Annotated in this window: 9 protein-coding genes and 1 other annotated feature; of the genes, 5 read left to right on the top strand and 4 right to left on the bottom strand. The window is 37.6% G+C overall.

Annotation, left to right across the window (positions count from 1 at the left end):
- The first annotated feature begins 344 nt into the window (after positions 1–344).
- The 3 genes from H5R88_RS04440 to H5R88_RS09650 all read left to right on the top strand — a co-directional run bounded on the left by H5R88_RS04440 (position 345) and on the right by H5R88_RS09650 (position 3,567).
- The gene (locus tag H5R88_RS04440) at positions 345–1,019 is read left to right on the top strand and encodes a hypothetical protein (RefSeq protein ID WP_182600366.1); all 675 of its coding nucleotides are present in this window, start codon (positions 345–347) and stop codon (positions 1,017–1,019) included.
- A 343-nt stretch (positions 1,020–1,362) separates the two neighbouring features.
- Entirely contained in the window at positions 1,363–3,168 is a 1,806-nt protein-coding gene (gene thrS, locus H5R88_RS04435) for a threonine--tRNA ligase (RefSeq protein WP_182600365.1), read from the top strand.
- 264 nt (positions 3,169–3,432) lie between these two features.
- The gene (locus H5R88_RS09650) at positions 3,433–3,567 is read left to right on the top strand and encodes a hypothetical protein (protein ID WP_259393968.1); all 135 of its coding nucleotides are present in this window, start codon (positions 3,433–3,435) and stop codon (positions 3,565–3,567) included.
- A 152-nt stretch (positions 3,568–3,719) separates the two neighbouring features.
- Here H5R88_RS09650 and H5R88_RS04430 read toward each other — a convergent pair whose 3' ends face one another.
- Both H5R88_RS04430 and H5R88_RS04425 read right to left on the bottom strand, forming a co-directional pair.
- Complete coding sequence (locus H5R88_RS04430; RefSeq protein ID WP_182600364.1) at positions 3,720–4,964, bottom strand: MFS transporter; 1,245 nt, start codon at positions 4,962–4,964, stop codon at positions 3,720–3,722.
- Positions 4,965–4,973: 9 nt separating this feature from the next.
- The gene (locus H5R88_RS04425; protein ID WP_182600363.1) at positions 4,974–6,266 is read right to left on the bottom strand and encodes an alkaline phosphatase family protein; all 1,293 of its coding nucleotides are present in this window, start codon (positions 6,264–6,266) and stop codon (positions 4,974–4,976) included.
- Between the two features lie 247 nt (positions 6,267–6,513).
- On the opposite strand from H5R88_RS04425, the gene H5R88_RS04420 reads away from it, so the two are divergent.
- Positions 6,514–7,890 (top strand): APC family permease, encoded by a 1,377-nt coding sequence (locus H5R88_RS04420; RefSeq protein ID WP_182600362.1) that lies wholly within the window; start codon positions 6,514–6,516, stop codon positions 7,888–7,890.
- A gap of 65 nt (positions 7,891–7,955) precedes the next feature.
- Here H5R88_RS04420 and H5R88_RS04415 read toward each other — a convergent pair whose 3' ends face one another.
- The gene (locus tag H5R88_RS04415) at positions 7,956–8,912 is read right to left on the bottom strand and encodes a ketopantoate reductase family protein (RefSeq protein WP_182600361.1); all 957 of its coding nucleotides are present in this window, start codon (positions 8,910–8,912) and stop codon (positions 7,956–7,958) included.
- A gap of 55 nt (positions 8,913–8,967) precedes the next feature.
- Positions 8,968–9,203: a binding site (T-box leader), on the bottom strand.
- A 469-nt stretch (positions 9,204–9,672) separates the two neighbouring features.
- Here H5R88_RS04415 and H5R88_RS04410 point away from each other — a divergent pair.
- Complete coding sequence (locus tag H5R88_RS04410; RefSeq protein WP_182600360.1) at positions 9,673–10,809, top strand: 5-methyltetrahydropteroyltriglutamate--homocysteine S-methyltransferase; 1,137 nt, start codon at positions 9,673–9,675, stop codon at positions 10,807–10,809.
- 77 nt (positions 10,810–10,886) lie between these two features.
- Here the strand turns inward: H5R88_RS04410 and H5R88_RS04405 are convergent.
- The coding region (locus tag H5R88_RS04405) for an IS3 family transposase (protein WP_182600359.1) at positions 10,887–11,325 on the bottom strand (439 nt) is incomplete at its 5' end.

Genomic DNA, 11,325 nt, shown 5'->3' with positions numbered 1-11,325 from the left:
CACTTCAATATGAGCAGAATCTAGTTGCCTAGAAAAATATTTATTCAATTTTAAAGCAAGAACATACAGGTTCCAACTTTAAGGGTACACGTCATTAATTTTCAGTTTTTTATTTTTGTAATGATTCTTTCACAAAATGTTCATACTTGAACGGTATAGTATAAACAATCCCTAATATAAATAAACCCCTATTTTTTCTTCTATACTATCCCTCTCAAAATAGCTATGAAGAAATGCGATAAATGGTCGGCCCATAATGAGTCGACCATTTTTTAATACATCTAGAATCTCCATGGTATAATAAGGAATTAGATACAGTACCCATTAAGTATGAGGTGAAATCATTGAATAATAAAGATAATAAGCAAAATAATAAGCATCGCCCTACCCGGGTTGAACTTTATGACACTCCTGAACCAGGAGAAGAAAAGAAAAAACGTTCTTTCTTTAATCGTAGGCCTAAACAGACTAGCCCTAACCATAAACGGAAAACAGCATCCCCTAAAAAAATGAATTCTAAGAAAAAGAATCCATATGGTATTTCTCGCCGGATGTTTAAGGTTATTTTAGGCTTCCTATTAGTTGTTTTAATTGCAACCATTGTTATTTTCCTAGTTAAACAACAAGACCCTGTCAATGTCGATAATAATGACACTACTGTATCTACTAGCACTTCATCTCACAAGAAACATAAAAAGAGTAGTAGCAGTCATAAGCATCGCTCCAGTTCTAACAACAGTGATGATAATGACATACAGGATACTTATAGTACATCAACGCCTAGCCATTCAAATAACGTGCCTCAAACAAATCATTCAACTAACCAACAACCAACTACTAATTCTTCCTCAACCCCACAACAAAACCAATCATCTCAGGAAGAACACCATGATCAAGGTAATAACCAACAACCATCCACTTCACAACCAACAAATAACAATTCTGGGTCACAACCTACCCAAAGTTCACAAAGTACTAGCTCCCAACCAAATACACAATCAGTTCAATCTCATTCTTAAAATAATTAATATTAATTTAGGATAAAGGGGTTGTCAATTAAAGTGGGCGTGCTATAATCAAGACAATTGATTGAAGGATATGCATCTTCAAAGTCCTCTTCAGAGAGTAAGTGCCTTGAGTGGAAGCACTTGTGAGAGACAATGATGATTGTACCACCTTCCCTTATTATTAGCCGAGATAAGGCTAGTCGGATCGTGTCCGTTACCACACCTTAGAGAGGACATTACTAGTATGTCCTAAAGATGGGTGGAACCACGCTAATTTTTGTTAATTAACGTCCCTGATACTTTCAACGTCGGAAGTATCAGGGACGTTTTTATTTATATTAAAGGAGAGATTTCTATGGCTCAGGTTGCTGTTATGTCCCCAGATGGATCAGTTAAGAAGATCGATCGGGATTCACAAGAAGGTTTAGAAGCATTACGTAAGCTTTCTGCATTAATGTTAAAGGCTGCATTAAAACAAGAATTTAAGGGTATTCGACTTGGTGAAGCTGTCGCTGATGAAGATGGTTTCCACGTTGATTCTGATAAGGATGATCAACAAGTTTCTGCTGACGAATTACCTGCTCTTGAAGATGTAATCAAGGGAATGGCAAAGAACGATGTTAAGGTAGAATTTGTTGAAGTACCTGTTGACGAGGCCCTTGATGAAGTAAAAGATGATCGTTTCTCTACTGAATTGATCAATGAAAATGCTAAAAATGGTAAAGTAGCAATGTACCAACTTGGCGATGTTAAAGCCGTTGCAGATGATGATATTCTTTTGTATGGTAACGTTGTTAAAAACTTACGCCTTCTTTCAGTTGCTGGTGCTTACTGGAAGGGAATGTCCTCCAATCCCATGCTTCAACGGATTTACGGAACTGTCTTCTACAAGAAGGACGCATTAGAAGAAGATTTAAAGAAACGTCAAGAAGCTAAGGAACGTGACCACCGTGTTATCGGTAATCAACTTGACCTCTTCTTTGTTGATCCTAAAGTTGGTGCTGGTTTACCATACTGGTTACCAAAGGGTGCTACTATTCGCCGGACAATCGAACGTTACATTATTGACCGGGAAGTTGCCGATGGTTACCAACACGTTTATACTCCAGTCCTAATGAATCTTGATGCATACAAGACTTCTGGTCACTGGGAACACTACCGCGACGATATGTTCCCACCAATGGACATGGGTGATGGCGAAATGCTTGAATTACGGCCAATGAACTGCCCAAGTCATATTCAAGTTTACAAACACCATATTCGTTCATACCGTGATCTCCCATTACGGATTGCTGAACTCGGTATGATGCACCGTTATGAAAAATCAGGTGCTCTTTCTGGTCTTCAACGGGTTCGTGAAATGACTTTGAACGATGGTCACACCTTCGTTACTCTTGATCAAATTCGTTCTGAATTCGCTAAGATTTTGAAGTTGATCATGAGCGTTTACGAAGACTTTGATATTACCGACTACAGCTTCCGTCTTTCTCTTCGTGATCCTAAGAACGTTAAGAAGTACTATGCTAATGACGAAATGTGGGAAAAGTCCCAATCAATGTTGAAGTCCGCAATGGACGACCTTAACCTTGATTACTATGAAGCTGAGGGTGAAGCTGCCTTCTATGGTCCAAAACTTGATATTCAAACTAAGACTGCCCTTGGAAATGACGAAACAATGTCCACTATTCAACTTGACTTTATGCTTCCAGAACGATTCGGTCTTTCCTACGTTGGTCAAGACGGTAAAGAACATCAACCAGTTATGATTCACCGTGGTGTTGTTGGAACAATGGAACGGTTCATGGCTTACTTAACAGAAATTTACAAGGGTGCCTTCCCAACTTGGTTAGCTCCAGAACAAGTCCACATTATTCCTGTTAACGAAGAGGCCCATGGTAAATACGCAGACGATCTTGCTAAGAAGATGAAGGCTGCTAACATCCGTGTTAACGTCGACCACCGCAATGAAAAGATGGGCTACAAGATTCGTGAAGCTCAAACACAAAAGGTTCCATACACTCTTGTTGTTGGAGACGACGAAAAGAATAACAATGGTGTATCTGTTCGTAAGTACGGTGAAAAAGAACAAAATGAAATGAGTCAAGAAGCATTTATGAATGAAATTCTTGAAGATATTGCCTCTTACTCCCGCGAAAAGTAATTAAGATAAAAAATGGCTTTATCACAACTTTGTGAAGGCCATTTTTTTGTTTTAAATTTTATGAAAGTGAAAATTTTAGCATAACTTTAACCACCAAAAATAAACCGTTTTCGAAACATTTGTGAAGTTTTGGACAGCCTAAAATTAATGATTGACACTATTATTCAAAGATTTTATAGTAATAAACGCTCGCTTCTGAGCCATTAAATTTAATCATTAATTATTCTAAAAACAAAAAACTAGTTATTTTGGAGGTATTAAGATATGTCTACTATGAACGATTTATTTAAAGCAATGGGTAAAGCTACAGAAGCACATCACACTAGCGGTCTTTCATTTGAAGCTAAGACTGACACCCCTGCTGGTATTGGTCAAGGTATCCTTAACGTTCGCAAGTAATTTTAAAGGAGCTCATTTTCGAGCCCCCGTAAGCAACAAGGCCTCCAGTGTTCGGTTTTACCGAGCATTGGAGGCCATTGTTGTACTGCGCTATTTTTTCTTTTATGAAAGGAACTGGACTTATGTCACAGCCCCCTAATCTTAGGTTGTTTTTATTTATCCTTAATAGTCGAAGCAAATATAAACACAATCAACCCAAGGGCAAATAGAACACTTAATGAAGCAGCCCCAACCGTCGATTTGCTAGTCCATTGGGTAACGATTCCAACAATAAAGGGGCCAAGAATTGCGGAAAACTTCCCAAGGATATTATAAAAGCCAAAAAATTCACTACTGTCATTTTTGGGAACAAGGCGGCCGAAGTATGATCTACTAAGTGCTTGAAGTCCGCCTTGGCTTGTCCCAACTAAAATAGCTAAAATCCAAAAATCAGTCAAAGTTTCTAACCGTAAAGCATAAAGACAAATAAAGAAATAAATAATAATACCTAGCATAATAATCCGTCTCGTAGAAAATTTATTAGCCAGCCACCCATATAAAATTGAAAATGGAACAGCAATTAACTGAACTACTAAAAGAACAACCATCAGTATTGTTGTTTGAATCCCTAAGTCTTTCCCAATAACTGTTGCCATCGTAAAGATTGTATCAACTCCATCAATATAGAAAAAATAGGCAACTAAAAACCAGGTTAACTGCTTATATTGATTAATATGATGCATAGTTCTTCTCAGACGACGCAAACTATCAATAAAAGGATTTGCCGCACTGTTGACGCTATAACGTTGATGACCATTTTTTAATAATGGCCACGCAAAAACAATCCACCAAACTGCAGCAAGGATAAAACTAAATCGTGCTACTCCATAACTACTTAGGAGACCGCCAAAGCCTTTACTTAGTTCTGCCGCCAAAAAGATAATAAAGGCTACGACTCCACCCAAATAGCCCATCCCGTACCCAGTAGATGAAACACGATCCATTTGCTCATTAGCGGCCACATCTGTTAAGAAACTATCATAAAATAAATTTCCACCTGAATAGCCAATTATGGAACCGATATAAACAATTAAAAGTAATTGCCAGTATTTAGTTGGGACAAGGGCAAGCCCCATCGTCATTATAATCCCCAACCAGGTAAAAAGATTAAGCCATCTTTTTTTGGCATGCGGATAATCAGCTAATGCTCCTAGTAAAGGGGCCAGTAATGAAATAATAAGCGTGCCAAAACTATTTGCGTATCCCCACAATGCTGTCGAATTGGCCGCACTAACACCAGCATGGTCGGCCACCGCTTTAAAATAAACAGGTAAAACAGCCGTCACAACTAAAATTCCATAACCAGAATTTGCCCAATCATAAAAAATCCACTGCCACTGTTGTTTTGTAAACTTCACAACGTCACCTCAGTTCTTAAAAATTGCATCAATTGCTTGGCCAGCAGTTGGTGTGGGGTAATGTAACCCTAATATTTTAGCAAACGTTGGCCCCTCATCAACAAGACGCGCATTTTCAACAGTCGCACCACTTTTAATTTGTGGACCGACAAAAATCGCGGTAGTGAAGTAATTTGCTTGTGTTGGTCCGTAACCATGGACTCCACGGTATCGATCATGAGTTCCAATTGATGCTGGATCAACTTTTTCTACAATAGCTGGTCTGTTTACCTCATCAGTAAAATAATATCCCGGCTTAGCTTCAACTAAAAATGTACATTTAGGATCTGCGCCCCGTTTAATTGCCGCTGTGTTATCATAAATTCGCTCAACCCCCTCGATTCCAGCTATCATTTGCTTAAGCTTACCTCGGTCTACGGCACCACGAGTATAAATGTAAGTTTCACCATCACAAGTTTTAGCAGTAACTTGCCAATTATTTCGATAAGTACTTTTCTTTCCAAGCGGGTGAAGAAGTCCTTGTTGCGCAAACAACATATTCAAATGAATCATTTTATCAACATTAATTTGATAGTGGTCCCCTAAAATTACAAAGTCTGTTTGCGCATAAGTACCAGCATCTTTCGTCGCTTGAATTATCTTGGCTACGCGTTTATCCAGGCGTTGTAATGCCGCTTTAGCTTGTGGTGACCGAACCCCATAACGGTGACGCATACTATCCATATCAACCAAGTGAATCAAGGTTAAGTCAGGCCTTTTATTTTTAATCGTATCAACCGCACATGCCGTTACAAAATCGTCTAGCCATGGCTGCTTAATCCCGTGCCGTAATTTACCGTATTTTTTATTCATTTCATATAAAAATAACGGACTACTTGCCCTTAACGAAACAAGTACTTGATTTGTCCAAATTCGATTAGGAAAAATTTCTGCAAGATTATAATTAATCCTACTGCCAGCAGTAACAGGCCACAAAAATGCAGCCGTTGTTAAGCCTTTTTCTTTTGCAACATCATAGAGGGGCATCGATTGAATATCCTTTCGATACCAAAACCAGTCAGGTGATTGACGGCGTGGCTGCAATTTAGTATTGTTAATAATTCCATGCACGGCCGGATACTGACCAGTAATAATCGAAGTATGGGATGGGTAAGTTAACGTTGGAAAGATTCCTTCAACCTTTTTTACCCAGGTTCCTTTTTTTATTAAATTTGCTAATGTTGGTGTTAATTGACGTAATTCATTTAGGTCACGAAAACCTAGTGAATCTAGCGAAATAACAATTAGTTTATGCTGTTTCATCTGTTCATCTGCTTTCTTTTCAAATTCATTAGCTATTTTAAAATAAATCATTATTAATAACTAGTTTTGAAAGGAATTATCTAAAATCATTCTCATCATAAGCATTAAAATTTGTACTATAGAAAGGTTAGACCATATTAGTGGACCGCAGATTTTCAATAAGTTTTAAAGCGAAATTTGATTCACAGCAATTTTTAATGTAAAATTAAGCTTTAGTTTTCAGTATTTTACGAAAGGAACCATAATCATGCAAAATCAGTTACCAAAGGGAAAAGAACATGAGAAAACTCTCGGCCTCTTCGACCTTTCTATTTTAGGTATTGGTGCAATCATCGGAACTGGAATTTTAGTTTTAACTGGAATTGTCGCCGCGGAAGATTCAGGTCCAGCAATTGTTTTCTCTTTCCTGATTGCTGCTCTTGCTAGTGGTTTAATTGGTCTCTGTTATTCAGAATTAACCACTAGTTTACCTAATTCAGGAAGTGCCTTTTACTATGCGTGGGTTTCAATTGGTAAATTTATGGCGTTCCTTGCTGGATGGACGCTGATTGGGGTCTACGTTACTACAACCGCTACAGTAGCCAATGGTTGGACTGGGTATGTGCAATCATTTCTAGAAGTTCTTGGAGTTAAATTACCCCAAAAATTACTAGTTACTCCTGCAGCTGGTGGTTATGTAAATCTCCCTGCTGTCTTGATGATCCTTTTTATGACGATTATTCTGACACGTGGAACTAGTGAAAGCAAACTTGTTAACAACTTCTTGGTTGGTGTCAAAATTTTTATTATTATTCTATTTATCGTTGTTAGTGTTCAACATATTAATCCAGTTAACTGGCACCCATTTTTACCATATGGATACAAAGGAATTTTCACAGGAGCATCTGCTGTCTTCTTCTCCTTCCTAGGATTTGATGCATTAGCTACTTCTGCTGAGGATGCTAAAGATGTTGATAAAAATATTCCCCGGGCAATAATTTTATGTTTAGTTATTTCGACTGCCCTCTATATTTTAGTTAGTCTTGTTATGACGGGAGTCCTAAGTTATAAAGATTTAAATGTCTCTGAAGCTATGTCCTATGTTCTTTTAGCTAAAGGCCATAAATACGTGGCTGAGATTGTTTCGCTTGGTGCTGTTTTAGGGATTATGGCTGTTGTATTTGCATTCATCTATGCTGGTTCAAATATCATGAAGTCAATGAGTCGAAGCGCCTTTCTTCCTCAAGGTCTTGCTAAAGTTAATACCAAAACCCAAAGTCCTAATCATGCTATTTGGTTAGTCGGACTTCTTGCTGCTATCCTAGCTGGGGAATTCGATCTCCATTATCTTGCATTAATTGCCAATATCGGCTCATTGGTTGTTTTTGCTTTGATTTCACTTATCGTAATCATCTTACGCTACCGTTATCCAGAATTAAAGCGACCATTTAAGGTTCCCTTTGGCAATGTTATTCCTATTTTATCAGTATTGATTTGTATTATTTTATTAGTAAGCATCTCACTTAATGCGTGGTTAACATACTTATTGTGGCTGGTAATTGGACTAGGAGTTTACTTCTGCTATTCTCTTCGTCATGCCAACGAATTTAACTTCCAAGATGATAGTGACATTCCTGGCAATTAAAATTTATTTCTAAATTATGATAGACCTCCTACATTGATCTAGAATGTTAGAGGTCTATTTTAATATTATTCAACACTTTTATTTTGACGAGTCGTTTCCGCCAAGTGGACTAAATTAGTAACAAAATTATGGGTTTTGGCTTCATAATTATATTGACGACCCAACTTAACAAAGTAACCATTGATATAATCAACTTCCACTGGACGATTGTGACTCATGTCTTGGTACATTGAAGGGTAATGATGGGGACAGCCAACTTTAGAGACATAATTTATACTTTCTAGCTCTTCTGCACGTGTATTAACCAGTTGTACTCCAGCACGCTCACAAACGTCATACGCTTCATCAATCAATTGACGAGATAATTCATCGGCCTTATCAAACGCTGCATATTCACCCATTGTAATTTCAAACATCGTACAAAGCGTATTAACAACTGAATTAAAGACCACTTTTGCCATCAACGTTCCCATAAAATCATCTTTAAGAGATGGATTAAAGTTTGCTTTTTTGAGTTCTGCCATTAATGCCTTCGTTTTCTCATCAGGTCTTTCCGTATAATTAGCCCAATTTGTCGTCCCCATCCCTCGTTTGCCAACAAATTCAACTTCACCAGGTTTGGCTAAGATGGTTGCTACTAAGGCAGTTCCAGCAACTACTTTTTCTTTGGGAAAATATTTTAATAATTTTTCAACATGTCCCATTCCATTCATTGCTGTCATCGCATATTGGTTCTTCAAGAAGTGTTCACAACGTTTTAACATATCGTCTAACTGCATTTGTTTTAATTCAAAGAAAACAAAATCGGCATCTGTAGCCTCGTATTCTTCAGGTGTATAAATATTAACGGGAACAAGATGTTTATTTTTATGTTCGCGAGTTACATAAACTCCTTCTTGTTCTTTCATCTTGTTGTAATGTGGTAACCACCCTTCAACAAAATCAACTTCATTACCCGCTTCTTGTAATAGAACACCAAACCGTAATCCCATCGCACCCGCACCAACGACTGTAAACTTCATAATTATCTCTCCTTTTTATGACTATAAAAAAGCGTCCTTAGATTAAATGACTTAACCTAAGGACGCTTTTTGCGTGGTACCACCTTAATTTGCCGATAATTCACATTATTAGCCTCAAATGTTCAATGTTTCCATTAAACACGTCAGCTATAATGGGCTGATCCCACCATTAATTACTAATTTCATCATGGCACTCAAAGTGATTTTCATTATAAGCAGGTTATCCTTTTCCATCAACCAAGGACTCTCTGCTAGTCCACTCATAATTACTCTTCTTTTCAACGTGTTTTTATAATCATATTTTAATTTTTGCCTAGTTTAATACTTTAGGTTATAAATGTCAAGATTTATTTTTTGTTATAAATTATCTTGACATTCATATTTCATCCGCGTATTATAATGACAAATAAATGAGAAACAGCTTAGAAAAGATGAGTAATCTTAGAATCTTATTACAGAGAATCACGGTTGATGAGAGGTGACATAAGAGACTGAGATGAAGATGGTCTTGGAGCTTCACGAATTACGAGTATTCTATATAAGTAGTTCACGATTGACGACCGATAAAACGTCTAGGTATAGCTTCCATTAGTGTACCTATTGAGGATAGTATTGTGAGATGCTATCAAATTAGGGTGGTAACACGTTAATTAACTATTGATTAATCAACGTCCCTAGGAAAAGTAGAAATATTTTTCCTAGGGACTTTTTTATTGCTTCAATTCTTGAACCCATCACGAATAGAAAGGATCGATTTACTATGACTGAATTCACTACACGTACTACATCACCATTTCGTTATGACATCGTTGGAAGTTTCCTTCGTCCTCAAGAGCTAAAAGAAGCTCGCGCAAAATTTGCAAACGGCGAAATAACACAAGCAGACTTAACAGCTGTTGAAGATAAAGCAATTATTAATTTGATTAAACAAGAAGAAGCTGCCGGCTTGAAAGCAGTTACTGACGGTGAATTCCGGCGTAGTTGGTGGCACCTTGACTTCTTCTGGGGATTAAATGGCGTTAAAAAAGCTACTCTAAAGGAGGGCTATAAGTTTGCAGATGAAGAGACTCGTCCTGAAACTGCTCAAATTACGGGAAAAATCTCCGGCGAAAATCACCCCTTTGTCGAACATTTCAAATTTACCCAAGCTCATACCTCTGATGGCGTTCAAGTTAAACAAACCATTCCTGCGCCAGCACAATTTTTAGAAGAATTTCTTCGTCCCGAAAATCAAGCTAATGCTAAAGAATTTTATCCCAACCAAGAAGATTTAGATCATGACGTTGCAGCTGCTTATCATCAAGTGATTGAAGATCTATATGCTGTTGGTTGTCGTACTCTTCAACTAGATGACTGTACATGGGGAATTTCTGTTAACGCCTTTGCTAACCTAAAGAAAAAAGACCCCCATGCTGATGTATCTCAGCTTGAAGCCCTTCAAAAGCGATTCTTAAAAGTAAATAATGAGGCAATTGCTAATTTACCTGCCGACTTAACAATTAATACCCACGTTTGTCGCGGAAACTACCACTCAACCTGGGCTGCTGCCGGTGGTTATGGACCAGTCGCCGACACGCTATTTGCTAAGGAAAACGTCACTGCCTTCTATCTCGAATACGATAGTGAACGTGCTGGCGGATTTGAACCACTTAGCAAAGTTCCTGATGATAAGTATGTTGTTCTTGGTTTAATTACTTCAAAATCAGGTGAACTTGAAGATAAGGAAGCAATTATCAAACGAATTCATGAAGCTGCGCAATTCCATCCATTAGATAAGCTCTGTCTTAGTCCTCAATGTGGTTTTGCATCAACTGAAGAAGGAAATATTTTAACAGAAGAACAACAATGGAAAAAGATTGTACTTGCTAAAGAGATTGCTACAGAAGTTTGGGGATAATTTAAAATGAATAAATAGCAGGGACTCAAGATACTTTTGAGTGAAGTGCAAGAAAAAAGTTAGACAAAATTAAAATATTAAGCTGCTAAGGCATGATTTCGGTATTCAACCGGAGTCATGCCTTTTGTTTTTAAGGTTGTTCTAACATGATTAAAATATTGAACATATTCTTGAGAAAGTTTGCTTAATTCTGCAATATCCTTACAAGGCAGAAATCCTGCTAGTAACTCAGTCTTAAATAAGTGAAAGAAACTTTCTACTGGAGCGTTATCCAGGCAATTTCCCTTCCGTGACATACTTTGAATAAACTGGTGATCCGCCAATTTTTGGGTATAGTAACCTAACTGGTAATGCCAGCCCTGATCCGAATGGATAATTGGATAAGCATTATCAGGTAGATTGGTAATTAATTCTTCTACAGTTTTTACAATCAGTTCTTTGTTCGGACTAATACCTATTTGAAAAGCTAGAATCTCTTGACTCGCTTCATCAATCATCGCTGAGATATAAGCCCAC

It is taken from the genome of Limosilactobacillus agrestis, from assembly GCF_014145585.1.
Taxonomy (GTDB): Bacteria; Bacillota; Bacilli; order Lactobacillales; family Lactobacillaceae; genus Limosilactobacillus; species Limosilactobacillus agrestis.
This window is presented reverse-complemented; position numbering and strand designations above follow the sequence as displayed.

What these genes read in the sequence shown, in the direction of transcription:
- H5R88_RS04410 (WP_182600360.1), top strand. Translation starts at nt 9,673, where the DNA reads ATGACTGAATTCACTACACGTACTACATCACCATTTCGTTATGACATC.
- thrS (WP_182600365.1), top strand. Translation starts at nt 1,363, where the DNA reads ATGGCTCAGGTTGCTGTTATGTCCCCAGATGGATCAGTTAAGAAGATC.
- H5R88_RS04415 (WP_182600361.1), bottom strand. Translation starts at nt 8,912, where the DNA reads ATGAAGTTTACAGTCGTTGGTGCGGGTGCGATGGGATTACGGTTTGGT.
- H5R88_RS09650 (WP_259393968.1), top strand. Translation starts at nt 3,433, where the DNA reads ATGTCTACTATGAACGATTTATTTAAAGCAATGGGTAAAGCTACAGAA.
- H5R88_RS04420 (WP_182600362.1), top strand. Translation starts at nt 6,514, where the DNA reads ATGCAAAATCAGTTACCAAAGGGAAAAGAACATGAGAAAACTCTCGGC.
- H5R88_RS04425 (WP_182600363.1), bottom strand. Translation starts at nt 6,266, where the DNA reads ATGAAACAGCATAAACTAATTGTTATTTCGCTAGATTCACTAGGTTTT.